The following is a 26,835-nucleotide window of genomic DNA, read 5'->3' as shown; positions in this document are numbered from 1 at the left end:
GCCTGGAGGCCCGGGCGGCCGAGCCCGAGGTCGCGGGGGAGGAAGCGCGCGGGCAGACCGCGTTCGACCACGGCCAGCAGACCGCCCGGGCGCAGCGCCCCGGCCAGGGCGGTCAACGCGGCCTGCTGGTCGCCCAGGTGGTGGATCGCGTTGGCGGACCAGATCAGGTCGGCGGCGCCCAGGGCGGTGAAGTCGTCGGGCAGGTCGGCCTGTTGGGTGGTGATCCGACCGGCCGAGCGGGCCCGGGCGCGGTCCAGCAGGGCGGCGGACTGGTCGACGGCGACCACCTCGGCGGACGGGAAGGCGTCCGCGAGCAGGCCGGCGATCACCCCGGGGCCGCTGCCGACGTCGAGCACCCGGTCGACCGCGACACCGTCCAGCAGCCCGCGGAGCCAGCGCGCGGCCTCGGTGACGGCGGGGGCCCGAAGTTCGGCCTCGCGCTCCAGGTGGGCGGCGAGGGCGTCCCAGTCGAAGTCCGTTCCGGGGCCCTGGTGGTGGCCGTGGCCGTGGCCGTGGGTGGGAGTGGGAGTGGGAGTGGGGGTGTCGGCGGGACCGTGGACCCGGCTGTTCCCTTCCCGGTGCCCGGGGTCCTGGTGGGAGTGGTCGTGCGGCATGGCGTACTCCGTTCCGTCGGTGGTCGGCTTCACTGCGGTACAGCGGCGATGGCGGTGGTCGGGACCGGGACGGCGGCGAGTGCCCGCTCGACGTCCTCGTCCACCAGGTCGTGGTTGATCGCGAACGCGGCCGCCGCCCCCGCCCCGGCGGCGGTCACCACCTGGGCCCGCGGGTCGGCGACGTTGCCCACCGCCCAGACGCCCGGCACGCCGGTGCGGCCCGCGGCGTCGGTGGTCACCCAGCCCTGGGCGTCCCGCTCGCAGCCGAGGTCCGACAGCAGCGCGTCCCGGGGCACCATCTGCGGGAAGAGGAAGACCGCCTCGCGGGGCACCGCCCGGCCGTCGGCGAGTTCGACGCCGCGCAGCCGGTCGTCCTCGACGACCACCCGCGCGACCGGACCCTCGACGACGCGCACGCCCCGGGCGTCGAGCCGGGCCCGGTCGGCGTCGGAGAGCTCCACGGCCTGCGGGAAGAACACCACGTCGGCCGACCACTGCCGGACGAGCAGCGCCTGGTGCACCGAGCCCGGGTGGGTGCCCAGGACGCCGAGCGGCCGGTCACGGACCTCGTAGCCGTGGCAGTACGGGCAGTGCAGCACGTCGCGGCCCCACCGCTCGGCCAGGCCGGGCAGATCCGGCAGTCCGTCGCGCAGGCCGGTGGCGACGACCACCCGGCGGGCCCGCAGCACCCGGCCGCCGGCCAGGTGGACGAGGAAGCCCGCGAACGGGGCGCCGGCGCCGTGGCGGACGCCCGGGACCGGCTCGACGCGGTCCACCCGGGCATCGAGGAGGTCGCCCCCGTACCCCTCGACCTCCTCGCGGCCGACCGCCAGCAGCGCGGCCGGGGACATCCCGTCCCGGGAGAAGAAGCCCCGCATGTGGGCGGCGGGCGCGTTGCGCGGTCGGCCGGTGTCCACCACGGCGACCCGGCGGCGCGCCCGGGTCAGCACCAGCGCGGCGTTCAGGCCGGCCGCGCCCGCGCCGACCACCACCACGTCGTAGTCTCCCGGGTCACGGCCCCCGGCACCGACGGCGTCGGCTCCCGCGAAGCCCTCGAAGCCGTCCGTACGGTCGGTCCCGTCGGTCCCGTCGGCACGGTCGGTCCGGTCCCGGCGGCTCTCCGCCCCCGGACTGATCTGCTGGTCGCTCACGGCGATCACCTCCACCGCCAGGCTGCGGTGAACGATGCCCGCCGGGCAACTTTGGTTGCCGTTTCCGCAACAGGCGCCGGGGCGCTCAGCGCGTGCGCCGCCAGTAGTCGCGGGCGGCCACCGCCAGCGCCGCCCCGTAGACCGCGAAGGCGCCCAGGCCGATCCAGCAGACCAGCAGGGCGTCACCCGCCGTCGGGAAGTCCCCGGCCCGGACCTCGACCACGCCCGCCGTGGCGAGTGCGGCGTACCCCACGCCGACCACGCCGTACGGCGCGAGCGTCCCGGCTCCCAGCAGGGCGGGGAGGAGCGGCAGGGGACGGGGCACACGACGGCCGCTCAGCAGCAGGGTCCAGCGCGGGAAGACCTGCCCCCAGGGCCGGACCAGGCCCCACAGCAGGAACACCCCGAGCGCCGCCAGCAGCGCGGTCGGATCCAGGCCCCAGGACTCCAGGGCCAGCCAGAGCCCGGAGGCACCGTTGCGTTCGGACGCGGCCCGCATCGCGGCGCCGCTCACCCCGGCGAAGGTACCGCCGAACGCCCAGGTCAGCTTCATCACGACGTACGGGAGGAATGCCACGGTCCCGGCCCAGGCCGCCAGTTGGACCACCGGGGGCGCTGCCTGCCCAACCGCGGCAGGCCCCGACGGGACGCCCCGCGACGACGGAGCCGCCGCCCCGGCCCGCGCCGTCCCCGCGAGCAGCACCGCCCCGAGCGCCGCGAGCACGTGCTGCGCCGCACCCGGCACGCTGTCCACACCCTGGCCGAAGAGCAGCGTGACCACGTCCATCAGCAGGCTGAACGCCCCCGCCCCCGCCGATGCGCAGAGTACCCAGAGGGCCGTCCGCAGCACCGGACGCGGCCCGGACACGGCCACCGCCGCGCCGGTCACCGCCGCGGCCAGGCCGACCGCCGCCACCGCCCACCCCACCCAGCCGGCACCGAACAGCGCCGTCCCGCTCACCGCGCAGCCGACACCGAGCGCCGTGTACGCGACGCCCCACCCGGCCGCGGCCCGCCCGTCGGTGACCCACCTCGCCGGCCCCCGCCGCGTCGTCCACCCGCTCGTCGTCGCCATGCCCTCACGCTCGCACCGGCCCCCCGGCCCGGACCTCCCCCGCCCGGACGAACCCGCTCCCCCCACCGGGGGAGCCCGCCACCGGCGGCGCCGCCACGCTCCGCCCTCGCCGCGCCGTCCCCGACGCGCGCCCGTCCCTTGCCCTGGAGCGCGCTCCAGCCCGTAGCGTCGGCACCGAGGGCGCCGGGCGGAACGGGCGGCACCGCCGTTCCCGACGCACGCACCACCACCCGTCACCAGGGGGACGAGAACCATGCGCTACCGCATCCTCGGCGGCACCGGCATCGAGGTGAGCACCTACTGCCTCGGCACCATGATGTTCGGCGCGGTCGGCAACCCCGACCACGACGACTGCGCCCGGATCATCCACACCGCCCTCGACGCGGGCATCAACTTCGTCGACACCGCCGACATGTACTCCGGCGGCGAGTCCGAGGAGATCGTGGGCAAGGCCCTGCAGGCCCGGGGCGACCGCGACGACGTCGTCCTCGCCACCAAGGTGCACTTCCCGATGGGCGAGGGCCGCAACCGGGGCGGCAACTCCCGGCGGTGGATCGTCCGGGAGGTCGAGGAGAGCCTGCGCCGGCTGCGCACCGACCGGATCGACCTCTACCAGGTGCACCGGCCCGACCACCGCACCGACGTCGAGGAGACCCTCTCCGCCCTCGGCGACCTGGTCCGGGCCGGCAAGATCCGCGCCTTCGGCTGCTCGACCTTCCCCGCCGAGGAGATCGTCGAGGCCCACCACGTGTCCGAGCGGCGCGGCCTGCCCCGCTTCCGGACCGAGCAGCCGCCGTACTCGCTGCTCGCCCGCGGCGTCGAGCGGCACGTCCTGCCGACCGTGCGACGGCTCGGCATGGGCGCGCTGACCTGGTCCCCGCTCGCGTCGGGCTTCCTCACCGGCCGCTACCGCAAGGGCCGGCCGATCGACCTGAGCACCGGCCGCGCCGCCCTCACCCCGGCCCGGTTCGACCCGTCGCTCCCGGTCAACGCGGCCAAGCTGGACGCCGTCGAGGAGCTGACCGCCGTCGCGGAGGGCCTCGGCCGCACCCTGCCGGAGCTGGCCATCGCCTTCCCGCTCGCGCACCCGGCGGTCACCTCGGTGATCATCGGCCCGCGCACCCTCGGCCAGCTGGAGTCGGCCCTCAAGGGCGCCGACCTCGTGCTGGACGACGCCGCCCTCGACCGGATCGACGCCGTCGTCCCACCAGGCACCGACCTCTACCACCCGGACGGCGTCTGGCGACCGCCCGCCCTCACCGACCCGGCCCTCCGCCGCCGCCCGGCCACCGACCGCCCGGCGGCGGGCTGACCCGCCGCCACGCCCGCCACGCCCAGCGCGCCCGCCGCGCCGGCCGGGCCCGCCACTACCGCCGCAGCAGGTCGATCACGCCGGTGAGGTCCTCGCCGCCGTTCCGGCCGTCCTCGGCCAGTCGCCGCTGCATCAGGGCGAAGTAGGGCGTCAGCAGCTCCGGGCTGACGCCCTGCTCCTCGGCGGTGCGCAGGAAGGTCGGCACCCCGGCCACCTGCATGGCGAGGTTCGAGACGACGCCCCGGGTGTAGTCGCCGGCCTCCAGCTGCGCGGCGGTCGCCGCCACCGAACCGGTCATGGCGGTGAGCCACGACGTGAGCAGCGGCGCGAACCCGCCCGGGGCGACGGACTCGGACCGGACCAGCGCGAAGGCGTGCGCGACGCCGGCGAACATGCCGTACATCGCGCTCAGCAGCGCCACGTCGTGCAGCGCGGCGAGCCCGGCGTCCTCGCCGACGTAGTCGGTGCCCGCCGGGGCGGCCAGGACCTCCCGGTGGTCCTCGAACAGCGCGCGCGAGCCGCTGTAGAAGACGTACGGCCCGGCCGCGGGGACGCCGATCATCGGCGGGACGGCCATGATCCCGCCGTCCAGGTACCGGGCGCCGCGACCGGCGGCCCAGGCGGCCCGGGCCCGGGCCTCACCGGGCGTGCCGGTGACCAGGTTGACGACGTCCTTGCCCGTCAGGTCGGCGTCGGCGAGCGCCTCCTCGACCGAGGCGTCGTCGAGCAGGCAGACCACCACCAGCCGGTTGGCGGCGACCGCCGCGGCAGCGGTGGAGGCCACCGCTGCGCCCCGGGCGGCGAGCGGTTCGGCGCGGGCGGCGGTGCGGTTCCAGACGGTCAGCGGGTACCCTGCGGCGAGCCAGGCGTCGGCCAGCGCGGTGCCCATCGCGCCGAGGCCGAGCAGGGTGACGGGGGTCGTCGAAACGGTGTCGGCTGCGTTCTCTGTCATGCCGGTCAGGCTCGCCCCCGGGCGCCGGAACGCTCAAGTACGCACTTCGAAGTGGGTGGTTACCCTGGGGTGAGCGAACAGGTCGGAGAGGTGGGGGCATGGCGACCGTACCGAGGCCCGGCGCGTACGTGTGCGGGATCGACGCCGCGATGGACGTGATCGGCGGCAAGTGGAAGGTCCTGATCCTCTGGGCGCTGGCCGAGCGGCCGGACTGCCGGTTCGGCGAGCTGCGCCGCCGGGTACCGGGGATCACCGAGAAGGTGCTCGCCGCCCACCTGCGCGAGCTGGAGACGGACGGTGTCGTGCACCGCGAGTCGTACGACGAGGTGCCGCCGCGGGTCGAGTACTCGCTGACGGCGGTCGGGGAACGGCTCAACGAGGCGCTGGCCCCGCTCGGCGCCTGGGGGCGCGAGCACGTCCTGGGCGCCGACCCGCACGCCGTGCCGGGCCCGCTGCCGGCCTGAGGGCACGCGCCCGGGAGCCCGCGCGCCCGGGCGTGCCCGCGCCGCCCGCCCACTCGGGACGAACGGGCGGTCACATCGGAGGGGCGGCCGTCAGGACCGGCGCACGGACGGGCAAGCAGTCAGGCGGACGTCAGGCGATCGAGGCCGACACGATCGCCGCCACCGCGAGGTTGCAACTGGCGGTCACCCAGACCGCCGGGTGGGGCTCCGGGTCGACCAGGATCGCGCCGAGCTTGCCCGGCGTCAGCACGTCCACCACCCAGAACGCGACGGCCATCAGCACCAGGCCCAGCACGCCGAAGCTGATCGTCGAGGCCAGGCCCTTCCCGAAGTCCTCGTACGTGTAGAGGATCGCGGTGAAGACGATGCCGCCGATGCCGAGCAGCGCCGAGCTGAGCAGCACGGCGGCGTTGCGGTTGCGCTCCACCCAGATCTGCCGGCCGAGCTTGCCCGGCGTCAGGAGGTCCACCAGGAGGATGCCGAGGAGCAGCAGCACCACGCCGACCCCGCCGAATGCGGCAGCCGCGCCGAGACCGTTCAGGATGTCGTTCATGGATGTCCGTCCCCCGGTTGCACGTGTGTCGCTGGGCCGACCGCCGTCCGGCGCGGTCCCACGGTCAAGGATCGGCAAAAGATATCCCATCGGACCCGGCCGCGGCCGGGGAACGGGCCCCCCTCCCGTAACATCCGGCACCGCGCGTACCATCGGGCGCCATGACGCAGTCCCTGCCCGCCGCCCCCGCTCCGAGACCGGACGCACCCGCCCGGATTCCGGACGCCGGGACCCCGGACGCCGCCCCGCCCCCCGCCGTCGCGGAGCCGGCCACCACGCCCTCCGCCGTGGCGCCGGCCGGGCGCCGCCGCTCGGGCTTCGTCACCCTCGGCATGGTCGGCACGCTCGCTCTGGCCCTGTCCGGCTGCTCGTCCTCCTCCGGCAGCAACCCGCCGAGCCGCTGCGTCGACCCCGGCACCCTCAAGGTGCTGGACCGGCACGCCTGCACCGGCACCGGCACCGCCACCGCGGGCCGCTGGTACTACTGCGGCTCCGGCTCCGCGACCGCCCTCGGCGGCACGTTCGACAAGGCCGCCACCAAGCGCGGCGGCTTCGGCTGCCCGTCGGGCTCCAGCGGTTCGGGCGGGGGCTGATCCGCCGTGCGCCGCCGCACCGTCACCCCGCGCCCGGACTGGCTGGCCACCGTGGAGAGCCAGGGCCTGATCTACGCCATGTGCTCCGACCCCTGCAACCAGGGCGGCCCGCACGCCTACTGGGACGAGTCCGCGTACTACGAGTTCTCGCTGCCCGAGGTGGAGGCGCTGGAGGAGGTCGTCGAGGAGCTGCACGAACTGTGCCTGGCCGCCGCCGACCACGTGGTCCGCACCGGCCGGTTCGCCGACTACGGCATCACCGACCCCCGGCTGGCCGCCGCGGTCGCCGAGTCCTGGCGCCGGCGCGACGAACAGCCCGCCCTCTACGGGCGGTTCGACCTCGCGTACGACGGCACCGGGCCGGCGAAGCTCTTCGAGTACAACGCCGACACCCCGACCTCGCTGATCGAGGCGGCCGGCCCGCAGTGGTTCTGGATGGAGGAGCGGTTCCCGGGCGCCGACCAGTGGAACTCGCTGCACGAGCGGCTGGTGGCCTCCTGGACCCGGCAGAAGCACCTGCTGCCACCCGGCCCGGTGCACTTCGCGCACTCGCGCGGCGACACCGAGGGCGAGGACTGGATGACGACCCTCTACCTCCAGGAGTGCGCCGAGCAGGCCGGCATCGAGACCGTCGGCATCGCCATGGAGGACATCGGCTGGGATCCTCTCTCGGGCCGCTTCGTCGATCTCGAACACCGCTTCGTCCGCGCCGCGTTCAAGCTCTACCCGTGGGAGTGGCTGGCCTCCGACGAGTTCGGCCCCCAGCTGCTGGACGTCATCGACCACGGCGGCTCCACCGGCTCCACGCTGTGGATCGAGCCGGCCTGGAAGATGCTGCTCTCCAACAAGGCGCTGCTGGCCGTGCTCTGGGAGCTGTTCCCGGGCCACCCCAACCTGCTGCCCGCCTACCTGGACGGCCCGCGCGAACTCGCCGACCCGGACGGGCCCGGTTACGCGGCCAAGCCGCTGCTCGGCCGCGAGGGCGCCGGCGTGCGGATCGTCGAACCGGGCGGCCGCGAGACCCGCCTCGCCGAGTGGGCCGGCGACCCGGACCGCTACGGCGCCGAGGGCCACTGCTACCAGCAGTTGCACCCGCTGCCCGACTTCGACGGCAACCGCCCGGTGCTCGGCACCTGGGTGGTGGACGGCGAGTCGGCGGGCCTCGGGATCCGCGAGACCGACGACAGCCCGATCACCCACCAGGGCGCCCGCTTCCTCCCGCACGTCATCGTCTAGGACGGGCCCGTCGGCGGCCCTCGGTACACGGAACCTTCACGCCCGGCACAGGATGGTCAAGAACGGGCACGGTCGGTCATGATGTCGGGTGCCCCGATCGAGCGGGCCCTCCCGGGTGCCGCGCCGACGGCACCTGCCCCGACGCGCCCCGCACCACCCCGTACGCCCCTCGTACCGCCCTCCCCGCACCGACCCTGCCCATACCGTCCCGGAGACCCGCCATGCGCAGACTGACCCACGCCGAGTTCCTCGCCATGAGGAGGTTCGACGCACTGGACGGCCTGCGCGCGATCGCCGCCGTGATCGTGGTCTTCTTCCACTACGGCGGCCCGCAGTCGAAGTTCCTCTCCGGCTGGATCGGCGTCCACACCTTCTTCGTCCTCTCCGGCTTCCTCATCACGACCCTGATGCTGCGTGAGAAGGACCGGACCGGGCGGATCTCGCTGCGGAACTTCTACATCCGGCGAATATTCCGGATCGTGCCGCTGTACTACGTCGGGCTGCTGATCACCATGCTCGCGGTCTACCGGTCCGGGTACAGCTGGAACGTCCTGATGAACCACCTGCCGCACTTCCTCGGCTTCATGAACGAGTACCAGCTGGCCGGCGACACCCCGTACCTGCACACCTGGACCATCGGCATCGAGCAGAAGTTCTACCTGGTCTGGCCGCTCGCGCTGATCCTGGTCGGCCTGATCTCCGAGAAGCTCCGCACGCCCCTCGCCGTGGCCGCCATCGTGCTCGTCCTGATCCCGTACAACACGACCTGGGAGGGGATGGGCATCCACTACTCGGTGCTGCTCACCGGCGCCCTGCTCGCCGTCGTGCTGCACCACCGCCTGGGCTTCGCCCTGCTGAGTCCGCTCACCCACCCGGTGGTGGGCGTGGTCGCCGGGGCCGGATTCGTCGTCCTGCACCAGCACATCCCCGACATCACGGCCCACTTCGGTGACGAACGGCCCACCGTGTTCCTGTACGGCGTCGGCGTCGCGCTCCTGCTGCCCACCCTGATGGCTCCCGGCCCGGGCCGCTGGGTGCTCTCGCTGCGCCCGCTCGTCTTCGTCGGCGAACGCTCCTACGGGCTGTACCTGCTCCAGGCCACGGCCGTGCCCGTCGCCGTCACCCTGGCGCCGTGGATCTCCGGGCAGTCCCCGCTGTTCGCGACGGCCGCCTGCCTGGTCGCCCTGTTCGCCGCCGACGCGCTGCACCGCCGCGTGGAGACGCCGATGATCGAGGTCGGCCGCCGCCTGATCAAGTGGTTCGACGCCCGCGCCGCCCGCAAGGGCCCGGCCGACCCGGCCGTGGAGGCGGGTACCGGTACCGGCACCGCGCCGAAGGCCGAGCCCCGGACCGACCCGGCCCTCGCCGGCGGCCCCCGGTAGCCCCCGCCCACCCCCGTCCGCTCCACCCCCGCCCACCCCGTCCGTGGAGCGGACGGCACGGCAGAGTCGGCGCGGACGCCCTCGCCGCCTTCCGGAGCAGGACCACAGCCCTGGATTTCCGCCTCCGCCGGGATCTCTCCGCCACAGGGCCTACATGAACGGGTCAAGCCTTCGGCGGCTCCTAAAGTTGATTAGTTCAATTAGCCACTCATGGCATGTATCAACTCTGGGGAGAGCGACCTTGGCCGGACGAGGCAGGCCCAGCCGCAGTACCGTCTACAACCGACTCGCCGGCGCGCTGACCTAGCTGAACGAGCGCTTCGGCGGACTCCCCAACCCCAGAGAAGCGCGGGAGATCTGGGACGACATCTGGCACCAGGAAGCACACCACTCCACCGCGCTCGAAGGCAACACGCTGGTCCTGCGTGAAGTGCAAGCGCTCCTGGACCGAGGGCGAGCCGTCGGAGCAAAGCCGCTCAGCGAGTACAACGAGGTCCAGGGATACGCCGACGCCGCCCGCTGGGTCTACGGCCAGGCACTCGAACCCGACGCCTGGCACGATGGCCGTCTCGTGACCCTCGGCGAGATTCGCCATATCCACCACGCCGCGATGACCCCGGTCTGGAACGTCGCATCCCATCCGGAGGCGGGCGACCGCGAAGGACCCGGCAACTTCCGCGAACACGACATCGCCCCCTTCGCCGAGGGGATGACGCCGCCTCGCTGGCCGCTGGTGCCCGCGCAGGTCGAGCAGTGGGTCGCCGAGGTCTGCGCTCTCGGCCAGATGGTCGAGAAGGGTTCGGACACCGACCGCCCGCTCCCCGAGGAACTGGCCCGCATCCACAACCGGTTCGAACGGATCCATCCGTTCCTCGACGGCAACGGCCGCACCGGGCGACTGGTCATGAACCTCGTCCTCGTCCGCCTCGGGTACCCGCCGATCATCATCTTCAAGCGGCAGCGGGACGCGTACCTGACCGCGCTGCGCAGGGCGGACGCAGGAGACTGCGGCACCCTCGGCGAGCTGATCGCCAGAGCAATGGAAGACAATCTCAACCGCTTCATCGTCCCCAACGTGGCCGGCCCGGCCAGGATGGTCCCGCTCGCCGCGCTCGTCGACGAAGAGCTGTCCCTCGCCGCGCTCCGGCAGGCGGCTCAGCGCGGCCGCCTGAACGCCGCACAGGGCACCGACGGAGTCTGGCGTTCGTCACGCAAGTCCGTCGATGCCTACAAGGCCGCCAAGCATCAGCGCAGGCCCCGCTCCACGGCATGAACCCTGCTCCGGAATGCGGACACCGCCCGTGATGTTTGATTGGGGCATGGCTTCTCGTGCACGTGTCCGCGCCCCCGAACTGGTCGGCGCCGGTGGATGGCTCAACACCGGCGGCAAGGAACTCACCCTCGCCGATTTCCGGGGCAAGATCACCATCCTGGATTTCTGGACTTTCTGCTGCGTCAACTGTCTGCACGTCCTGGACGAGCTGCGCGAGCTGGAGGAGAAGCACCGCGACACCGTGGTGATCGTCGGCGTGCACTCCCCCAAGTTCGTGCACGAGGCCGACCACCGGGCCGTGGTCGACGCCGTCGCCCGGTACGAGGTGCACCACCCGGTGCTGGACGACCCGGCGCTCGTCACCTGGAAGCAGTACGCGGTGCGTGCCTGGCCCACGCTGGTGGTCATCGACCCCGAGGGGTACGTCGTCGCCCAGCACGCCGGCGAGGGGCACGCGCACGCCATCGCGCGGCTGGTCGAGGAGCTGGAGGCGGAGCATGCGGCGAAGGGGACGCTGCGGCGCGGCGACGGCCCGTACGTGGCGCCCGAGCCGACCGCCGGGGACCTCCGGTTCCCCGGCAAGGCGGTCCTGCTCCCGAACGGCCACTTCCTGGTGGCGGACTCCGGCCACCACTCGCTGGTCGAGCTGGAGGCGGACGGCGAGACCGTGGTCCGCCGGATCGGCGACGGCGTGCGCGGGCTGGTGGACGGCACCGCACCCCGGTTCAGCGAGCCGCAGGGACTGGCGCTGCTGCCGGCCGGCTCCGCGTACGACGTGATCGTGGCCGACACCGTCAACCACGCGCTGCGCGGCGTCCGGCTCTCGGACGGCGGGGTGACCACCCTGGCGGGCACCGGGAAGCAGTGGTGGCAGGGGTCCGCGACCGACGGTCCTGCCCGTGAGGTGGACCTCTCCTCGCCGTGGGACGTCGCTTGGTTCGACGGCCGGGTGTGGATCGCCATGGCCGGCGTCCACCAGCTCTGGTCGTACGACCCGGCCACCGCCACGGTGGGCGTCGCGGCGGGCACCACCAACGAGGGCCTGGTCGACGGACCGGCCGCCGAGGCCTGGTTCGCCCAGCCGTCCGGGCTGGCCGTCTCGGCGGACGGCGAGCGGCTCTGGGTCGCCGATTCGGAGACCTCGGCGCTGCGCTGGGTTTCACGTGAAACCAAGACCGTGCAATCCGCCGTCGGCACCGGCCTGTTCGACTTCGGGCACCGGGACGGCGCGGCCGGGCAGGCACTGCTCCAGCACCCGCTGGGCGTCACCGTGCTGCCGGACGGCTCGGTTGCCGTCAGCGACACCTACAACCACGCGCTGCGCCGCTTCGACCCGGCGAGCGGCGAGGTCACCACGCTCGCCACCGACCTGCGCGAGCCGTCCGGCGCCGTCCTGGTCGACGGCGACATCGTGGTGATCGAGTCGGCCCGGCACCGGCTGACCAGGCTGCGGCTGCCCGAGGAGGCCGTCCAGGTGGACGCGGTCGCGCACCGCACCCGGCGGGCCGCCACCGAGGTCGCACCGGGCGCGTTCCGGCTGGACGTGGTCTTCTCGGCGCCCACCGGCCAGAAGCTGGACGAGCGGTACGGCCCCTCCACCCGGCTGCTGGTCAGCGCGACCCCGCCCGAGCTGCTGGTCTCCGGCGCGGGCGCGGACACCGCGCTCTCCCGCGAGCTGGTCCTCTCCGACCGGGTGACCGAGGGCGTGCTGCACGTCTCGGCGATGGCGGCGTCCTGCGACGACGACCCCGCGGTCGAGTACCCGGCCTGCCACGTCCACCAGCAGGACTGGGGTGTGCCGGTGACGCTCGGCGCCGACGGCGCGCGCCGGCTGCCGTTGGTGCTGGCGGGCCTGGAGTAGGCACCGGCCCGACCGGGGCCCGAGGGGCCCGACCTGCGGAAGGGGCCCGGCGAATCCGCCGGGCCCCTTCCGTGTGCGGCGCCGTCGTGCGGCGCCGTCGTGCTGTGCCGTCGTGCTGTGGCGCGTCAGCCCTCCAGGAAGGCCTTGATCGCGCCGGCCAGAAGGTACGGGTCGTCCGCCCCGCACAGTTCGCGTGCCGAGTGCATGGAGAGCGCGGCGATGCCGCAGTCCACGGTCTGGATGCCGAGCCGGGCTGCTGTGATCGGGCCGATCGTCGTACCGCAGGGCATGGCGTTGTTGGAGACGAAGGTCTGCCACGGCACGCCGGCCCTCTCGCAGGCCGCCGCGAAGACGGCCCGGCCGACGCCGTCCGTCGCGTACCGGTTGTTGACGTTGACCTTGAGGATCGGCCCGGCGTTCGGCATCGGGTGGTGACCCGGCTCGTGCCGCTCGCTGTAGTTCGGGTGGACGGCGTGCCCCATGTCGGAGGAGAGGCAGACGGTGCCGGCCAGCGCCCGGGCACGGTCCTCCACGCCGCCGCCGCGCGCGTACACGGTGCGCTCCAGCACGTTGCCGAGCAGCGGGCTCTGCGCGCCGGTGTCCGACTCGCTGCCGGTCTCCTCGTGGTCGAACGCGGCCAGCACCGGGATGTAGGGCAGATCGACGCCGTCCGTCTCGGCCGCGGTGGCGACGGCGGCCAGTGCCACGGCGGCGGCGTGCACCGAGAGGAGGTTGTCCAGCCGCGGACCGGCCAGCAGCTCGCGGTCCCGGCCCAGGTAGGAGGCGGGCTGGACGTCGTGCGTCATGAGGTCCCAGCCGACCACGTCGGCCGCCTCGACCCCGGCCCGCCGGGCGACGTACTCGATCAGCGAGCCCTCGTCGACCGGCCCGAGGCCCCAGATCGGGGTGAGGTGACGCTGCTTGTCCAGCTTCATGCCCTCGTTGACCTGCCGGTCCAGGTGGATCGCCAGCTGCGGCACGCGCAGCAGCGGCTCGTCCAGCTGGACCAGCCGCTTGCTGCCGTCACGCAGGGTGAGCCGGCCGGAGAGGCCGAGGTCCCGGTCGAGCCAGGTGTTGAGCGGCACTCCGCCGTAGATCTCCACCGCGACCTGGCGCCAGCCCGCCGAACCCGTGTCGGGGATCGGCTTGACCCTCAGGTTCGGCGAGTCGGTGTGGGTGCCCACGATCCGGAACGGTGTCTCCGGGCCAGCGCCGTGCGGGACGTACCAGGCGATCAGCGCGCCGCCCCGGACCACGTACCGGCCCCCGGTCGTCGCGTCCCAGGCGTCCGTTTCCAGGACCTGCCGGAAACCCGCTTTCTCCAGTCGCTCGGCAGCGCTCGCGACCGCGTGGTAGGGCGACGGCGAGGTTCCGAGAAAGGCGATCAGGTCATCGGTGTGCGTCCGGTCGAAGAAGGCCTGGCGGGCGGCGGTCGACATGCTGCTCCTGGGTCGAGGGAGGGCCGGAGCCGAAATGGGGGAACGGCTTCGCACCTTGAGCATATGCCCGTACACGGACATGACACTCGGAGCAGCCCAACGGATGCAGAACGCTGACGCAACCGTGAACTGACGGCCGGACGGAAGTCCGGACCCGGCGGGTCCCGCCGCCGCAGGGGAGTTGACGCCCGCCCCGATGGCTCGGCGTCAGGCTATCGTCCGCCTCCGCGCACGCCCCGCCGGGGCCGCCCCGCCGGAACCGGGTACGCCGAAGGGCCCGGGGTGCACCGGGCCCTTCGGCGTGAGGGTGGGGTCAGGCGGTCAGTGCGGGCGGCGTCAGAACGCCTCCTCCGGGAGGTCCATGATCTCGTTGTCGATGCCCTCGGCGATCAGGCGCTGCGGGGTGACGGTCGGCAGGATGTTCTTCGCGAAGAAGCGGGCCCCCGCGACCTTGCCCTGGTAGAAGGCGACGTCCTTCTCCGGGGCACCGGCCTCCAGCTTGGCCAGGGCCACCGCGGCCTGGCGGAGCAGCAGCCAGCCGACCACGACGTCGCCGGAGACCATCAGCAGGCGGGTCGTGTTGAGGCCCACCTTGTACATGTTCTTGACGTCCTGCTCGACCGAGGAGAGGTCGGCGAGGAGCTTGCCGATGATGGCCTCCAGGTCGCCGGCGGCCTTGGCGAGCAGCTCGCGCTCGGTGGCCAGGGCGTCGCCGCCCTCGGCCGAGGCGAGGAACTTCTGGATCTGCTCGGACAGGGCGGTGAGCGCCTGGCCGCCGTCCTTGACGATCTTGCGGAAGAAGAAGTCCTGGCCCTGGATGGCCGTGGTGCCCTCGTAGAGGGTGTCGATCTTGGCGTCCCGGATGTACTGCTCGATCGGGTACTCCTGCAGGTAGCCGGAGCCGCCGAAGGTCTGCAGGGACTGGGCGAGCTGCTCGTAGGACTTCTCCGAGCCGTAACCCTTGACGATCGGGAGGAGCAGGTCGTTGAGGCGCTCGGCGGCCTCGTCGTGCTCGCCGCGCAGGCGGGCGGCGGCCATGTCGTCCTGGGTGGACGCGGTGAAGAGCACCAGGGCGCGCATGCCCTCGGCGTACGCCTTCTGGGTGAGCAGCGAACGGCGCACGTCCGGGTGGTGGGTGATGGTGACGCGCGGGGCGGTCTTGTCCAGGAACTGCGAGATGTCCGCGCCCTGCACGCGCTCCTTGGCGTACTCCAGGGCGTTCAGGTAGCCGGTGGAGAGGGTGGCGATGGCCTTCGTGCCGACCATCATGCGCGCGAACTCGATGATCTTGAACATCTGGCGGATGCCGTCGACGGTCTCGCCGAGCAGCCAGCCCTTGGCCGGGTGCTTGGCGCCGAAGGTCATCTCGCAGGTGTTGGAGGCCTTGAGGCCCATCTTGTGCTCGACGTTGGTGGCGTAGACGCCGTTGCGCTCGCCGAGCTCGCCGGTCTCCCAGTCGAAGTCGAACTTCGGGACGATGAAGAGGCCCAGGCCCTTGGTGCCCGGCTTGCCGCCCTCGGGGCGGGCCAGCACCAGGTGGATGATGTTCTCGGACATGTCGTGCTCGCCCGAGGTGATGAAGCGCTTCACACCCTCGATGTGCCAGGAGCCGTCCTCCTGCTTGATCGCCTTGGTGCGGCCGGCGCCCACGTCCGAACCCGCGTCGGGCTCGGTGAGGACCATGGTGGAGCCCCAGAGGCGGTCGGTCATCCGCTTGGCGACCTCCAGCTGCTCCGGGGTGCCCTCCTCGGCGATGACGCCGGCGAAGGCCGGGCCGGAGGAGTACATCCAGATGGCCGGGTTCGAGCCGAGGATCTGCTCGGCGAACGCCCAGATCAGCGAGTTCGGCGTGACCTGGCCGCCGATCGACTCCGGGATGCCCAGGCGCCACCACTCGGCGTCCATGAAGGCCTGGTAGCTCTTCTTGAACGCGGCCGGGATCGGCGCGGTGCTGGTCTCCGGGTCGAAGACCGGCGGGTTGCGGTCGGTGTCGGTGAAGGACGCGGCGAGGTCGTTCTCGGCGAGGCGCGCGATCTCGCTCAGGATGTTCTTCGCGGTCTCGACGTCCATGTCCGCGAACGGTCCGGTGCCGTACACCTGCTCGCGGCCGAACACCTCGAAGAGGTTGAACTCCACGTCCCGCAGGTTGGACTTGTAGTGACCCATCGCCGTTTTCTCCGGTTCGTCGCTTCCGGGAGACCGCCGCGTTCGGGCGCCCCGTACCCACCAGTACGCATCATGATGCTACCCGGCGGTAACTTGTTTCAAGCCCTCACCGGGGAATCCTCGGAGGAATTCGCTATGAACGTGGTCACGTCCCACAACCCGGACCGACCACTCCTTGTCAGGATCGGCGCCCGCACGGGTGGCCGCGCTCCCGATAGCCTGTCCGTGTGTACGGCTATGACCAGAACGCATACCCGGGCGATCCCTACCAGCAGGCGGGGCCGCAGCCGGGCATGAACGGCATGCCCGGCCCCGGCCCGTACGGCGAGCAGCCGCCGGGCGCACAGCAGTCCCTCTACCCGGAACCGTCGCCGCCCTCACTCGCGGACGCCGTCCGGGCCTTCACCACCGGCTCGATGGCGGTGGAGGACTTCCAGGCCATCTTCATCACCTCCAAGGTGCACTGTCCGCGCGGCGAGCGGCCCGGCTTCCTGGCGCTGCACAACACGCCGACGCCGGTGATCCCGATGTTCAGCTCGCTGAAGGAGCTGCGCCGGTACGCCGGCAAGGACTCCAAGCACTTCACCGTCACCGGCGCCGAGGTCCTGGACCTGCTGCCGACGGGGTACGGCTTCGCACTGGACATGGAGGGCGAGCACCGGATGGTGTTCGACGCCAAGGCGGTCGAACAGATGGTCGACTTCACCATGCGCCGGATGTACGGCTAGGAGGGGCGCGCGGGAGGCCGCGGCTCCGCCCCGACCAAATGGTTCAAAATTCAACTTGCCTCTTGTTGAGAATTGAACTAATCTCGTGGACGTAGGCCAGAGGAAACCCCGAAGGAGGCCGACATGCCCGCCGTGACCGTCGACAACCCGTTGATCCTCCCGCGCGTCGCCACCCCTGACCCCGCCGTCGCCCGTCCCGTCCTCTCGGTGGTCACCGCCCCCGAAGGCTACGAGGGCGAGGGCTTCCCGGTCCGCCGCGCGTTCGCGAAGGTCAATACCAAGTACCTCGACCCCTTCATCATGATGGACCAGATGGGCGAGGTGGAGTACGCCGCCGGGGAGCCGAAGGGCACCCCGTGGCACCCGCACCGCGGCTTCGAGACGGTCACCTACCTGATCGACGGCGAGTTCATCCACAAGGACTCCCACGGCGGAGGCGGCCACCTCGGCGGCGGTGACACCCAGTGGATGACGGCCGGCTCCGGCATCCTGCACATCGAGACCCCGCCCGAGTCCCTGGTGCTGTCCGGCGGCCTGTTCCACGGCATCCAGCTCTGGGTGAACCTCCCGGCGTCCGACAAGATGACCGCACCCCGGTACCAGGACATCCACGGCGGCCACGTCAAGCTGCTCTCCACCCCGGACGGCGGCGCGATCCTCCGCCTGATAGCCGGCGAGCTGGACGGCCACCGGGGCCCGGGCTCCACCCACACCCCGATCACCCTGCTGCACGCCACCGTCACCCCGGGCGCGCAGGTCACCATCCCGTGGCGGCAGGACTTCAACGCGCTCGCCTACGTGCTCAACGGCGACGGCAAGGTCGGCGCCGAGGGCCGGCCGATCCGCACCGGCCAGGCGGCGGTGTTCGGCGACGGTGAGACCCTCACCGTCTCCGCCGACGCCGTGCAGGACTCCCGGCACCCCAACCTGGACGTGATCATCCTGGGCGGGCAGCCGATCCGCGAGCCGGTCGCCTGGTACGGGCCGTTCGTGATGAACAGCCACCGCGAGCTGGAGCAGGCGATGCGGGACTTCCAGTCCGGTTCGTTCGGTCACCCGACCGACTGACCCGGCCGCTGACCCGGCGCGACCCGGCGCGACCCGGCCGGCCCCGCACGTCGGGGACGGCCGGGGCGGGCCTGCGCCGACGCACGACGACGCCGCGGTCCCGTACCCGCTGCCGGCTCCGGCTAGAGCAGCGCGTAGAGGGCCGCGGCGTCGTCGTGCGTCTTGCCGCGCGGCCAGCGCTCGCAGCACTCGTCCGTCCGCTCCACCGCGCGGACCTGGGCGATCAGCTCGGCGGGGCCCGACTCGGCCAGCAGCCGCAGCGCGTCGCCCCAGCTCCCCAGGCCGAAACGCTCGGTGAACCGCGAGGCACCGTCGCTCAGGGCGGCCACCGCGCGCAGCGCGGCCAGCGGGACGAACCCGGTCTCGGCGTGCGCGGCCGCCTTCGGACTCGCGGCCGCGATCCACGGGCCGCGGCCCGAGTTCCGGACGGCCCGCACCGCCCGCACGTACTCCAGGTGGAGCGCGGCGCGCTCGGCCGACCCGGGCACCGTCGACCAGACCTGCCGGCGCAGCTCCTCGCCGCCGGGGAAGCGCTGGTTGTCCCCGATCACCCGCGGCGGGCCGTCCTTCGGCTCCAGCACCAGCAGCGAGTCCCCGAGCACCAGGTACTCCAGCGCGCTGCCGTGTCTCCGGGCCGCGACCACCATCGCGGCGGGCGTGTTGGGGTGGGCGAGGTCGCACCGGCCGCCGTGCAGCGCGGCCGTCTCCGCGATGGCGTCGGACAGGCACTCGGCGATCGAGCGGTCCGCCCGGTCGGTGAGCCTGGCCAGCAGGTGCACCCCGAGCCTGCGGACGTACCAGGCGGTGCCGTGGCGGCACCCGGACTCCAGACCGGTCGGCGAGCTCGAACCGTCGAGCAGCACCAGCGCCTCCGACGTGGCGGCCGCGAAGTCCTCGCTCTCGCGGTCCGGCCGCCGTGCTTCCCCTGCCAGCTGTACCTGCATCCCGACAGTGTGGCGTCCGACCGGGGCGTGCGCCCAGACCCCTGCGCTTGCCACGGCGCGCCGCCCGGTGGCCGTGGGGGTAATTCGGCCATACCGTCGGATAACGAGTGGACAATTCGGCCGATCAGGGCCGGTCCGGTTTGGGATCTCCTTCGAGGGATGCCGTCTCCGGCGCCGACGACGGCACGGCCGAGGGCGCGGGGCGAAGGTTGGGAGCGACGGATGTTCTGGGAGTTCATCGTGCTGGCGGCCGCCTCGATCGGCTTTCCGACCGCCGCACTGCTGTTTCTGATCGGCGGGCCGCGGTTCCCGGACGAGAAGCGCGACGCCCGGTAGGCCGCACGGGGCGGCCGGCAGGCCCCGCCACGGACGCCGGGCCCCTGGCCCCTGGCCCCGGCGTCCGTGGCGTCACCGCTCGGGCGTCGACCAGGCCGGGTCGCGGCCGAGCAGGACGAGCGCCCGGGCGAACGGCCCGGCGGCGGCGTCCGGCGACCCGACCACGTCGAAGGCCCGGCCGGGCCCCCGGTTCGCCGGAGCCGCCGGGACGGCCTCGGCCACCGCCAGCAGCGCCCCCACGAGTGGCGGTTCGGCCTCCACCGCGGTCACGATCCCGGACGCGGTGGAGGGCCCCAGGGCCGCCGCCACGTCCCAGGCGTGCACCAGCGTGTCCAGCAGGTGGAAGCCGACGGCCAGGTCCAGCGGGAGCGGGCCGCCGTCGCGGATCTCCGGCAGCCAGAGCACGGACCCGCCCGGAGCGGCGGACGCCCCGGTGAACGCCGCCGTCAGCTGCGCCGCCGACCGCCGGAAGGCACCTGCCGGGTCGCCGTCGACCGGGACGTCCCGCCAGAGCGCCAGGTCGGGCCCGGCGCCGCGGGCGGCGGCGGCGAAGCCCCGGTGCTGGCCGACCACGTGGTCCAGCAGCCGGCGGAGCGACCAGCCGGTGCAGGGCGTCGGGAGCACCAGTTGCTCCGGCTGGACGGTGTCGACCAGGTCGGCCGCCAACTCCAGTGAGCGGGTGTGCAGTTCGAGCAGACTCATGCCGCTCCCCGCTGGTGTCCGGCCCCGGAGGCACGGCCTGCGTCGGAGGCGCTGGCGACGTCGGGGGCGCCGCCGGTCTGCGACCCGTGCCCGGCCGTCAGGAAGCCCACCACGTTGTCGATCACGGCGGGCTCGGTGAGGATCCGGCGGTGGCCGAGCCCCCGGGTGACCAGCAGTTCCAGCCGGTCCCCGTAGGCGGCCGCCAGCCGGCGGGCGTGCCCGAACGGCACCACGTCGTCGTCCTCGTCGTGCGCCACCAGGATCGGCAGGCCGATCTCCTCGGGGTTCCGGGCGGCGTCGAAGTGGGCCGCGACGTCCGTCACCCCGGGGAACATCGCACCGCTCTCCACCCGGCGCCCCACCTCCGCTTCCACGGTGGCGTTCAGGCCGAGCCGGGCGCAGAACGCGGCAGGCAGGTAGGAGACCTCGGCGACCCCCGCGACGGCGACCAGCCGGCCGGCCCGCAGGCCGCTGCGCAGCGCCAGGAAGGCCGCGTTGACGCCCAGCGAGTGCGCGACCACCGCCTCGAAGTCGCCGTACCGCTCCTGGAGCCGGAGCGCGATGTCGCGGTAGCCCGGCACGGTGGTCGTGCGACCGCCGGAGTCGCCGTGCCCGGGGGCGTCGAAGGCGATCGGGGTGAGGCCGAGCGCGTTCAGCCGGGGGACGAAGTCGGCGAACCGGGAGGCACGGGACTGCCAGCCGTGCAGCAGCAGGACCGGCCGGGCACCGTCGCCCCAGCGGTGGACGACGACGCGCTCGCCGCCGACGGTGAGCGTCTCGGTGACGGCCCGGTCGTGCACCTCGCGTTCGCGGGTGCGGACCCGGCCGCGCCGGACGGGGTGGCGGTACAGCTCGAACGCGGCCCGGCCGGCGAGCCGCGGCGCGGCCTTCGAGGCGGCGTTCAGGGTGGTACGGATCAGTGCGACGGCCGGGTCCACGAGGGTCTCCCTGTCGATGCCGAGGGGCAGGGGCCGAACTTGCCAAGATATTAGCACGACCGTTCGTGCTTTTTCTTGGGATCCCGGCGGCTCGACCCCGATACCCTGGCGGCACGGGAACCGGACGAGAACTGAGGTGAACGGTGGCCGGATCGACCACGGACGGACGGGTCCTGCGCGGGGAGGAGACCCGGCGGGCGGTGCTGCGGCGCGCCGTCGAGATCGCCTCCGTCGAGGGACTGGACTCGCTGTCGATCGGTCGGCTCGCCACCGATCTCGGCCTCAGCAAGAGCGGGGTGTTCGCCGGCTTCGGCTCCAAGGAGGAGCTCCAGCTGGCCACGATCCGCGCCGCCCGGCGGATCTTCGCGGACGCGGTGCTCGAACCGGTCGTCCGGGACGCCCCCGGCCTCGGCAAGGTCCGGCGGCTCTGCGACTCCTGGCTGGCCTACTCACGGACCCGGGTCTTCCCCGGCGGCTGCTTCTTCTACGAGGTCACCGCCGAGTTCGACGCCCGCCCCGGACCGCTGCGCGACGCCATCGCCGCCAGCTGGCACGAGTGGCGCGCGACCGTCCTCGGCCTGGTGGCGGAGGCCCGGACCACCGGCGAACTCCGCGCCGGGGCCGACCCGGAGGACATCACCTTCACCCTGATCGCCCTGATGGAGAGCGCCAACTCGCAGGCGCTGCTCTTCGACGACGGCACCCCGTACGACCGGGCCGGACGCGCCGTCCTGCACCGGCTGCGGGCCGACGCCACCGACCCGGACGCACCCGCCCTGGCCTGACGCCTCCGGCCCGGCCCGGCCCGGCGCCGGCGCCCCGCACCCGCCGGGCCGCGACCCGCCCGACCGAACGAACGACCGACCGGCAGCCCGGCAGCCCGGCAGCCCGACGATCCGTCAGGCGCCGTCCAACACCCGCTCCAGCACGGCCGCCTGGGCGAGCAGTCGCTCGTCCGCCCACGCCTCGCCGATCACCTGGAGCCCCAGCGGCAGGCCCTCCGCCGTCACCCCGGCGGGCAGGCTGAGCGCGGGCAGGCCGGCGTAGCTCCACGGCAGCGACATCACCGCGTCGCCCGTGCTGTCCAGGCCCGACGGGGCCGGACCGGTCGCCGAGGGAGCGATCAGCAGGTCCACCCCGGCCCGGCGCCGCTGCTCGGTGAGCCGGTCGCGGAAGCGCTCCCGGGCCTGCAGCGCCGCCTCCCGGTCGCCGGGATCGACCGTCCGGCCGTGCCGGATGCCCGCCGCGGTCTCGGGGCGGTAGAGGCCCCCGAACCGGGTGAACCAGTCGGCGTGGCTCGCGGCCAGTTCGAACCGGTTGATGACCTGCAACTGCCGGACGAGCTCGTCGAAGTCGGGCAGCAGGTCGAGCCGGCGGACCGTCAGTCCCCGGGCGCTCAAACGGTCCAGTTGCTCCCGGAACGCCTTCAGCGCCTCCGGGCGGGCCCGTTCCAGGTAGCGCCCGACCGGGACGCCGACGACGGGCCCGTCGTCGGCCGTCCGGCCCGGGCCGTCCCGGCCCTCGAAGCCTCCCGGTCCGGCCGGGTCGCCCGGGTCGCGCCGGCCGGCCCAGTCGTCGCAGAGCAGTGGCGCGGCCAGCGCGACACCCGCCAGATCGGCGGTGAACAGGCCCAGGGTGTCGAAGCTCGGCGCGTTCGGGATCACCCCGTCGATCGGGATCCGCCCGTACGTCGGCCGGAAGCCCACCACCCCGCAGTAGGCGGCCGGCCTGATCACCGAACCGACCGTCTGGGTGCCGATCGCCAGCGGCACCAGCCCCGCCGCGACCGCCGCCGCCGACCCGCTGCTGGACCCTCCCGGGGTGTGCCCGGGATGGTGCGGATTGCGGGTCGGTCCGGGCGCACTGGCCGCGAACTCGGCGGTGACCGTCTTGCCCGCCACCAGCGCGCCCGCCGCCCGCAGCCGGTCCACCACGGTGGCCTGCGGACCGGCCAGCACGCCCGGCGGCAGCGCGGACCCCGCGTGGGTGGGCAGGCCGTCCACGTGCACGATGTCCTTGACCCCGACGGCCACCCCGTACAGCGGCGGCGCGGCCGCCCGGTCCGGGTACCGGGCGGCGAGCGCGCGGGCCTCGGCGTGCAGCCGGTCCGGGCGGCCGGGTTCGGACACGAAGGCGTGGATCAGGGGGTCGACCTGCTCGATCCGGGCGACCAGCCGGTCGACGTGGACGGCCAGGGTGGGCACTCCGGCCCGCAGTGCGGCGGCCTCGCGGGTCAGCGACCGCGGCCGGACCAGGGACTCCTCCATGCCGACCACGGTAGCCCCGGCCCGCGCCGGCCGGACCACCCGTGCCGGGGCAGGACCGTCACCCGCCCGCCGACCAGGGCGTTCGCCGCCGTTCACGGGGCGGTCGCTACGGGTGTTCGGACCCCAGGTAGGGCGCCTCGCGCAGGAAGTAGGCGCCACAGGTGTGGCAGCAGAGCTCGGGGGTGTGCCCCCAGTCCACCGCCTCCCGGGCGGCTGCTCCCGCGTCCAGCTCGCGGCCGCACATCGCCACGCTGTCGGTCCCGCGGACCATGTGCCAGAGCCGCACCCCGCCGGACTCGCCGCCGTCGCCGTACTCGGCACGCATCTGGTGCATCATGCCCCCATCGTCCGGCGGCTCCGCGGCCCCGGCAACCGGGGGGCGAGGGGGTCAGACCAGGCCGCCGTACAGCCGCAACCGGGCGATCCCGCCGTCCGGGAAGACGTCCAGCCGGACATGGGTGGCCGGGCGCGGCGCGTCGAGCACCAGCCGGTGGACGGCGTCGGGCTGCAGCCGGGTGCGCGGCACCAGTTCGAACCACTCCTCCGGGTCGGCCGCGCGGTCGTCCCGCCCGTACAGCGCGGCCCAGCCGGCCGCGTTGCCGACGTAGTAGCCGGTGTCGATCTCCACCGCCCGGACGGCCCCCCGGCCCGCGAGCCGCAGCCGCACCCAGTCGTGGCCGTCGTCGCGGCGTCGCCGGTTCTCCCAACCGTCGCCCATCGCGCGGGACTTGCCGGGCAGGGCCAGGCTCACCGGGGCGGAGAAGAAGCGGTCCGAGGCGTCCTCGACGGCGCCGCCGTTCTCGATCGCGGCCAGGTCGAAGGTGCCGAGCGCGGACAGCCAGGTCCGGTCGGGGCGGGCCTCGCCGTGCACCCGGAACCGGGCGATGCCGCCGTCCGGGTACTGGCTCAGCCGCAGGTGGGTGAAGCGGCGGCGGTCCGCGACCGCGAAGCCGTTGGCGGCGTGGCCGCGCACCGGCGAGCGGGGGACCAGCGGGTGCCAGGCGGTGGCCGGGTCCAGCAGCTCCTCCGGGCCCGGGGTGCCGGGGAGTTCGGCGCCCTCGACGCCGATCTGCCGCGGGTGGTTGCCGCGGAAGTGCGCGGTGTCCACGACAACGCCGTGCACGACGCCCGGGACGCCCAGCCGGATCAGCGCCCAGTCGCGGTCCTCGTCGGTCGGGTGCGGACGGGCGGCGCCGGTGCCGCGCCGCCGGCGGGTCTCCCAACCGTCCATGATCTGGCCCTTGTTGCCGAAGGTGTGCGGGCGGAACTCGGCCGGCCCGGGCAGCAGCAGGTTCTCCCGTTCGGCGAACAGCTCGTCGTTGGCGGCGATCACCGCGCCGCCGAGCCGGCGGTCGGCGAGGTCGGTCAGCCCGGTGAACCCGAACTCGGCGGAGCGGTAGTCGGCGTAGGGATTGCCGCCCGCGTACGGCGGGGCGGCCGCGTCGGAGAGGGCATCGGAGGAGGCACCGGCTCCGGCGTCGGAGAAGGCCGGGGCGGAGGCGCCAGGGGTAGCGGCGGGATCGTGCGCGTCGGCGGTCATGGACCCACCTTCGCCCCGCCCGACCGGTCAGGTCCATCACAAAGAACTGAGCAAACCGTTCACTCCACCTGAACGGTCGCCGCCACCGCCGCCAGCTCCGCCAGCACCCGCCGGAGCGGTGGCGTCCGCTCCGTCCCGGCCCGGACGACGGCGACCACCCGGCGGGCCGGCAGGTCCGCCGGAAGCGCCCGGACCGCCGCCCCGCCACCGCGCCCCGCCGACGCCAGCCGGGGTACCAGCGCCACCCCGAGCCCGGCCGCCACCATGGCCAGGATCGCCGTCCAGTCCGCGGCGGTGTGCGCCCGCTCCGGCGCGAACCCCGCCTCCGCGCAGGCCGCACGGGTGATCTCCCGCCACGGCCCGGCGGCGCCGTAGATCCACGGCTCCTCCGCCAGGTCGGCCAGCCTCAGTCCGGGGACCCCGGCCAGCGGGTGCCCGGGCGGCAGCGCCACGTCCAGCGGATCCTCCAGCAGCACCGTCCCGACGAACCGCGGGTCGACGCCGCCCGGCCCGACGGCCAGCGAGAGCGCCAGGTCGACGTCCCCCGCCGCCAGCAACCGGACCGCCTCGGCGGCCTCCGCCTCCACCACCCGCACCGTCAGCCCCGGTGCGGCGTGCCGCAATCGGACGACCGCCGGGACGAGCAGCCCGCCGATCGCGGTCGCGAACGCGCCCACCCGCACCTCGCCCGCCTCGCCGTGCAGATAGCCCGCCAGTTCGGCCTCGGCCCGCTCCAACTGGCCGAAGACCAGGTCGGCGTGGCGCAGCACCAGCCGCGCCGCCGGGGTGAGCCGGACCCGCCGCCCGTACGGCTCCAGCATCGGGGCGCCCACCTGCCGGGCCAGCGCCGACACCTGCTGCGACACCGCCGACGGCGACAGGCGGAGGCGCTCGGCCGCCGCCGTCACCGTCCCGCACTCGTCGACCGCCCGCAGCACCCTCAGCCGCCGGAGATCCCACTCGCCCACACCCATCGCGCCAGGGTAGGGCGCATGACGACCGCATTCGGTCACCCCGACCGAAACCCTTCGCCCACCCGTCGATAGGGTGCCGCTCCTGCGACGTTCCGATCATCGGAATTAGGCGTCAAATCGCCCGCACTCGTACAGAATTCGCCCGAACCTGGAGCAAAGACCGTGCGCTCATCCCGCCTTCTGGCTGCGTCCACGCTGCTCGCACTGTCCCTCGGCACGACGGTCGGCGCGGCCACCGCCGGTGCCGCCGCCGTCTCGCCGTCCCCGACGACCGGCACGAGCGCCTCGCCGACGGCCTCGCCGACGGCCTCCCCCACGGCCCCCACGGCCTCCCCGACCGGGTCCGGCACGCCGAGCACCTCCGCGTCGCCGACCGGCGCCGGCACTCCGTCGGCCACCACGTCCCCGAGCACCACCCGGAGCCCCGGTTCCTCCGCCACCCCGTCGGCGACGCCCACCAGCCGCCCGACCGCGCCGCTCCCGACGCCGAGCATCCCGTGCCCCGGCGGCTACCAGCTGGTCGACCTCAAGGTCACCGGCACCGGCCTGGCCGGCACCACGCTCACCAAGGGGGGCGCGGCCCAGGAGATGACGGCGACCGTCGAGAACACCGGGTCGGTCGACCTGCAGAAGTTCTCCACCTACCTGTTCGTCACCGACATCGGGCAGGAGCCGGTGCTCAACCCCCTGACCTGGGGCAAGGAGGCGTTCACCGGCCAGGTGAAGCTCCCCGGCGGTGACTGGAAGCCGCTGGAGCTGGCCGGGTCCACCCCGCTCGACCTCGGCACCCACAAGCTCGCCAAGGGCCAGAAGCTGACCCTCCAGGTCCGCATCGCCGCCACCGCCCAGGCCCCCGTCGCCAAGTACCACGCCGAACTCGGCGGCTGGTCCGAGTACCTCCCCGCCAAGGACGTGCCCGGCAGCCCGGTCGGCAACGGCTGCGTCACCTTCTCCGGCGTCCACAAGCCCGCCGACCACTTCACGGTGGCCGACGCCCCGGGCGCCCCGTCGGCCACCGCGACCGGGGCCGCCGCCTCCCCCAAGACCTCCACCCCGGCCGGTCCGCACCTGGCCGAGACCGGCTCCAGCTCCAACACGCTACCGATCGCCGCCGGTGGCGCCGCGGTGCTCGCCGCGGGGGCCGGGACGCTGTTCGTGCTGCGCCGCCGCAAGGCCGGCGCGCACGCCTGACGACCGGGACGACCGGAGCGACCGGGACGGGTACTCCAGGGGACGCGGGAAAGGGTGCGCACGGCCGTGCGCACCC

25 protein-coding genes are annotated in these 26,835 nt (G+C 73.9%); 11 read left to right on the top strand and 14 right to left on the bottom strand.

The window, feature by feature from the left end:
* The 3 genes from ACFWIC_RS38170 to ACFWIC_RS38160 form a co-directional block, all read right to left on the bottom strand.
* Positions 1 to 614: class I SAM-dependent methyltransferase (locus ACFWIC_RS38170; protein WP_380521594.1), on the bottom strand; the 614-nt coding region annotated here is incomplete at its 3' end.
* A gap of 29 nt (positions 615 to 643) precedes the next feature.
* A complete protein-coding gene (locus ACFWIC_RS38165; protein ID WP_380521596.1) occupies positions 644 to 1,609 on the bottom strand; it encodes an NAD(P)/FAD-dependent oxidoreductase in 966 nt (321 codons plus the stop codon).
* 241 nt (positions 1,610 to 1,850) lie between these two features.
* The gene (locus ACFWIC_RS38160; RefSeq protein WP_380521592.1) at positions 1,851 to 2,840 is read right to left on the bottom strand and encodes a hypothetical protein; all 990 of its coding nucleotides are present in this window, start codon (positions 2,838 to 2,840) and stop codon (positions 1,851 to 1,853) included.
* A 253-nt stretch (positions 2,841 to 3,093) separates the two neighbouring features.
* Here ACFWIC_RS38160 and ACFWIC_RS38155 point away from each other — a divergent pair, with 253 nt between their 5' ends.
* Positions 3,094 to 4,152, top strand: coding sequence for an aldo/keto reductase (locus tag ACFWIC_RS38155; protein WP_380354570.1), 1,059 nt, complete (start codon positions 3,094 to 3,096; stop codon positions 4,150 to 4,152).
* A gap of 55 nt (positions 4,153 to 4,207) precedes the next feature.
* Here the strand turns inward: ACFWIC_RS38155 and ACFWIC_RS38150 are convergent, their stop codons facing one another.
* Positions 4,208 to 5,104, bottom strand: a complete 897-nt coding sequence (locus tag ACFWIC_RS38150) for an NAD(P)-dependent oxidoreductase (protein WP_380521590.1) — start codon at positions 5,102 to 5,104, stop codon at positions 4,208 to 4,210.
* Between the two features lie 98 nt (positions 5,105 to 5,202).
* Here ACFWIC_RS38150 and ACFWIC_RS38145 point away from each other — a divergent pair, with 98 nt between their 5' ends.
* Positions 5,203 to 5,568, top strand: coding sequence for a helix-turn-helix domain-containing protein (locus ACFWIC_RS38145; RefSeq protein WP_329949739.1), 366 nt, complete (start codon positions 5,203 to 5,205; stop codon positions 5,566 to 5,568).
* A gap of 130 nt (positions 5,569 to 5,698) precedes the next feature.
* Here the strand turns inward: ACFWIC_RS38145 and ACFWIC_RS38140 are convergent, their stop codons facing one another.
* Positions 5,699 to 6,121, bottom strand: a complete 423-nt coding sequence (locus ACFWIC_RS38140; protein WP_329884643.1) for a DUF350 domain-containing protein — start codon at positions 6,119 to 6,121, stop codon at positions 5,699 to 5,701.
* 161 nt (positions 6,122 to 6,282) lie between these two features.
* Between ACFWIC_RS38140 and ACFWIC_RS38135 the strand changes: the two genes are divergently transcribed.
* The 5 genes from ACFWIC_RS38135 (at position 6,283) to ACFWIC_RS38115 (ending at position 12,466) form a co-directional block, all read left to right on the top strand.
* Positions 6,283 to 6,714 carry a hypothetical protein gene (locus tag ACFWIC_RS38135; RefSeq protein ID WP_329949738.1) on the top strand — a complete coding sequence of 144 codons (432 nt, stop codon included), beginning with the start codon at positions 6,283 to 6,285 and terminating at the stop codon, positions 6,712 to 6,714.
* 6 nt (positions 6,715 to 6,720) lie between these two features.
* Positions 6,721 to 7,950: a glutathionylspermidine synthase family protein gene (locus tag ACFWIC_RS38130; protein ID WP_329884647.1), complete on the top strand. Its 1,230-nt coding sequence runs from the start codon at positions 6,721 to 6,723 to the stop codon at positions 7,948 to 7,950.
* A gap of 221 nt (positions 7,951 to 8,171) precedes the next feature.
* Positions 8,172 to 9,332, top strand: coding sequence for an acyltransferase (locus ACFWIC_RS38125; RefSeq protein WP_329884649.1), 1,161 nt, complete (start codon positions 8,172 to 8,174; stop codon positions 9,330 to 9,332).
* Between the two features lie 430 nt (positions 9,333 to 9,762).
* Positions 9,763 to 10,605: a Fic family protein gene (locus ACFWIC_RS38120; RefSeq protein ID WP_380354558.1), complete on the top strand. Its 843-nt coding sequence runs from the start codon at positions 9,763 to 9,765 to the stop codon at positions 10,603 to 10,605.
* A 46-nt stretch (positions 10,606 to 10,651) separates the two neighbouring features.
* Positions 10,652 to 12,466, top strand: a complete 1,815-nt coding sequence (locus ACFWIC_RS38115) for an NHL domain-containing thioredoxin family protein (RefSeq protein ID WP_329949735.1) — start codon at positions 10,652 to 10,654, stop codon at positions 12,464 to 12,466.
* Positions 12,467 to 12,591: 125 nt separating this feature from the next.
* On the opposite strand, the gene ACFWIC_RS38110 is transcribed toward ACFWIC_RS38115, so the two are convergent.
* Positions 12,592 to 13,905 carry a M18 family aminopeptidase gene (locus ACFWIC_RS38110; RefSeq protein ID WP_380521587.1) on the bottom strand — a complete coding sequence of 438 codons (1,314 nt, stop codon included), beginning with the start codon at positions 13,903 to 13,905 and terminating at the stop codon, positions 12,592 to 12,594.
* Between the two features lie 336 nt (positions 13,906 to 14,241).
* On the bottom strand, positions 14,242 to 16,071 hold the full coding sequence (locus tag ACFWIC_RS38105) for an acyl-CoA dehydrogenase (RefSeq protein ID WP_380354555.1): 1,830 nt from the start codon (positions 16,069 to 16,071) through the stop codon (positions 14,242 to 14,244).
* 227 nt (positions 16,072 to 16,298) lie between these two features.
* On the opposite strand from ACFWIC_RS38105, the gene ACFWIC_RS38100 reads away from it, so the two are divergent.
* Together ACFWIC_RS38100 and ACFWIC_RS38095 are read left to right on the top strand one after the other, a co-directional pair.
* Positions 16,299 to 16,799, top strand: coding sequence for an SseB family protein (locus tag ACFWIC_RS38100; RefSeq protein ID WP_380354552.1), 501 nt, complete (start codon positions 16,299 to 16,301; stop codon positions 16,797 to 16,799).
* Positions 16,800 to 16,922: 123 nt separating this feature from the next.
* A complete protein-coding gene (locus tag ACFWIC_RS38095) occupies positions 16,923 to 17,867 on the top strand; it encodes a pirin family protein (protein ID WP_380521585.1) in 945 nt (314 codons plus the stop codon).
* A gap of 122 nt (positions 17,868 to 17,989) precedes the next feature.
* Here the strand turns inward: ACFWIC_RS38095 and ACFWIC_RS38090 are convergent, their stop codons facing one another.
* The 3 genes from ACFWIC_RS38090 to ACFWIC_RS38080 all read right to left on the bottom strand — a co-directional run bounded on the left by ACFWIC_RS38090 (position 17,990) and on the right by ACFWIC_RS38080 (position 20,787).
* The gene (locus tag ACFWIC_RS38090) at positions 17,990 to 18,811 is read right to left on the bottom strand and encodes an integrase (protein ID WP_380521583.1); all 822 of its coding nucleotides are present in this window, start codon (positions 18,809 to 18,811) and stop codon (positions 17,990 to 17,992) included.
* Positions 18,812 to 19,219: 408 nt separating this feature from the next.
* Positions 19,220 to 19,849 (bottom strand): TIGR03086 family metal-binding protein, encoded by a 630-nt coding sequence (locus ACFWIC_RS38085; RefSeq protein ID WP_380521581.1) that lies wholly within the window; start codon positions 19,847 to 19,849, stop codon positions 19,220 to 19,222.
* Complete coding sequence (locus ACFWIC_RS38080) at positions 19,846 to 20,787, bottom strand: alpha/beta hydrolase (RefSeq protein ID WP_329949699.1); 942 nt, start codon at positions 20,785 to 20,787, stop codon at positions 19,846 to 19,848. The genes ACFWIC_RS38085 and ACFWIC_RS38080 overlap by 4 nt, the downstream gene beginning before the upstream one ends.
* Before the next feature lie 143 nt (positions 20,788 to 20,930).
* Here ACFWIC_RS38080 and ACFWIC_RS38075 point away from each other — a divergent pair, with 143 nt between their 5' ends.
* Complete coding sequence (locus ACFWIC_RS38075; protein WP_329949698.1) at positions 20,931 to 21,572, top strand: TetR/AcrR family transcriptional regulator; 642 nt, start codon at positions 20,931 to 20,933, stop codon at positions 21,570 to 21,572.
* 114 nt (positions 21,573 to 21,686) lie between these two features.
* On the opposite strand, the gene ACFWIC_RS38070 is transcribed toward ACFWIC_RS38075, so the two are convergent.
* The 4 genes from ACFWIC_RS38070 to ACFWIC_RS38055 all read right to left on the bottom strand — a co-directional run bounded on the left by ACFWIC_RS38070 (position 21,687) and on the right by ACFWIC_RS38055 (position 25,568).
* Positions 21,687 to 23,054 carry an amidase gene (locus ACFWIC_RS38070; RefSeq protein WP_380521578.1) on the bottom strand — a complete coding sequence of 456 codons (1,368 nt, stop codon included), beginning with the start codon at positions 23,052 to 23,054 and terminating at the stop codon, positions 21,687 to 21,689.
* A 106-nt stretch (positions 23,055 to 23,160) separates the two neighbouring features.
* Positions 23,161 to 23,391, bottom strand: coding sequence for a hypothetical protein (locus tag ACFWIC_RS38065; protein WP_329884678.1), 231 nt, complete (start codon positions 23,389 to 23,391; stop codon positions 23,161 to 23,163).
* A 51-nt stretch (positions 23,392 to 23,442) separates the two neighbouring features.
* Entirely contained in the window at positions 23,443 to 24,594 is a 1,152-nt protein-coding gene (gene alc, locus ACFWIC_RS38060) for an allantoicase (RefSeq protein WP_380521576.1), read from the bottom strand.
* Positions 24,595 to 24,653: 59 nt separating this feature from the next.
* The gene (locus ACFWIC_RS38055; RefSeq protein WP_380521575.1) at positions 24,654 to 25,568 is read right to left on the bottom strand and encodes a LysR family transcriptional regulator; all 915 of its coding nucleotides are present in this window, start codon (positions 25,566 to 25,568) and stop codon (positions 24,654 to 24,656) included.
* A gap of 162 nt (positions 25,569 to 25,730) precedes the next feature.
* Here ACFWIC_RS38055 and ACFWIC_RS38050 point away from each other — a divergent pair, with 162 nt between their 5' ends.
* Complete coding sequence (locus ACFWIC_RS38050; RefSeq protein WP_380521573.1) at positions 25,731 to 26,759, top strand: LAETG motif-containing sortase-dependent surface protein; 1,029 nt, start codon at positions 25,731 to 25,733, stop codon at positions 26,757 to 26,759.
* Positions 26,760 to 26,835: the final 76 nt, after the last annotated feature.

Source organism: Kitasatospora sp. NPDC127035, assembly GCF_042726075.1.
In the GTDB taxonomy this organism is placed as follows: Bacteria; Actinomycetota; Actinomycetes; order Streptomycetales; family Streptomycetaceae; genus Kitasatospora.
The sequence above is the reverse complement of the archived record's forward strand: the minus strand, read 5'-3'. Positions and strand labels throughout refer to the sequence as shown.

Excerpts from the sequence above, each read along its gene's own strand:
- ACFWIC_RS38070 (WP_380521578.1), bottom strand. The coding sequence starts at position 23,054 with ATGGAGGAGTCCCTGGTCCGGCCGCGGTCGCTGACCCGCGAGGCCGCC.
- ACFWIC_RS38125 (WP_329884649.1), top strand. The coding sequence starts at position 8,172 with ATGCGCAGACTGACCCACGCCGAGTTCCTCGCCATGAGGAGGTTCGAC.
- ACFWIC_RS38085 (WP_380521581.1), bottom strand. The coding sequence starts at position 19,849 with ATGAGTCTGCTCGAACTGCACACCCGCTCACTGGAGTTGGCGGCCGAC.
- ACFWIC_RS38160 (WP_380521592.1), bottom strand. The coding sequence starts at position 2,840 with ATGGCGACGACGAGCGGGTGGACGACGCGGCGGGGGCCGGCGAGGTGG.
- ACFWIC_RS38065 (WP_329884678.1), bottom strand. The coding sequence starts at position 23,391 with ATGATGCACCAGATGCGTGCCGAGTACGGCGACGGCGGCGAGTCCGGC.
- ACFWIC_RS38145 (WP_329949739.1), top strand. The coding sequence starts at position 5,203 with ATGGCGACCGTACCGAGGCCCGGCGCGTACGTGTGCGGGATCGACGCC.
- ACFWIC_RS38110 (WP_380521587.1), bottom strand. The coding sequence starts at position 13,905 with ATGTCGACCGCCGCCCGCCAGGCCTTCTTCGACCGGACGCACACCGAT.
- ACFWIC_RS38115 (WP_329949735.1), top strand. The coding sequence starts at position 10,652 with ATGGCTTCTCGTGCACGTGTCCGCGCCCCCGAACTGGTCGGCGCCGGT.
- ACFWIC_RS38090 (WP_380521583.1), bottom strand. The coding sequence starts at position 18,811 with ATGCAGGTACAGCTGGCAGGGGAAGCACGGCGGCCGGACCGCGAGAGC.
- alc (WP_380521576.1), bottom strand. The coding sequence starts at position 24,594 with ATGACCGCCGACGCGCACGATCCCGCCGCTACCCCTGGCGCCTCCGCC.
- ACFWIC_RS38135 (WP_329949738.1), top strand. The coding sequence starts at position 6,283 with ATGACGCAGTCCCTGCCCGCCGCCCCCGCTCCGAGACCGGACGCACCC.
- ACFWIC_RS38150 (WP_380521590.1), bottom strand. The coding sequence starts at position 5,104 with ATGACAGAGAACGCAGCCGACACCGTTTCGACGACCCCCGTCACCCTG.
- ACFWIC_RS38105 (WP_380354555.1), bottom strand. The coding sequence starts at position 16,071 with ATGGGTCACTACAAGTCCAACCTGCGGGACGTGGAGTTCAACCTCTTC.
- ACFWIC_RS38055 (WP_380521575.1), bottom strand. The coding sequence starts at position 25,568 with ATGGGTGTGGGCGAGTGGGATCTCCGGCGGCTGAGGGTGCTGCGGGCG.
- ACFWIC_RS38095 (WP_380521585.1), top strand. The coding sequence starts at position 16,923 with ATGCCCGCCGTGACCGTCGACAACCCGTTGATCCTCCCGCGCGTCGCC.
- ACFWIC_RS38140 (WP_329884643.1), bottom strand. The coding sequence starts at position 6,121 with ATGAACGACATCCTGAACGGTCTCGGCGCGGCTGCCGCATTCGGCGGG.
- ACFWIC_RS38155 (WP_380354570.1), top strand. The coding sequence starts at position 3,094 with ATGCGCTACCGCATCCTCGGCGGCACCGGCATCGAGGTGAGCACCTAC.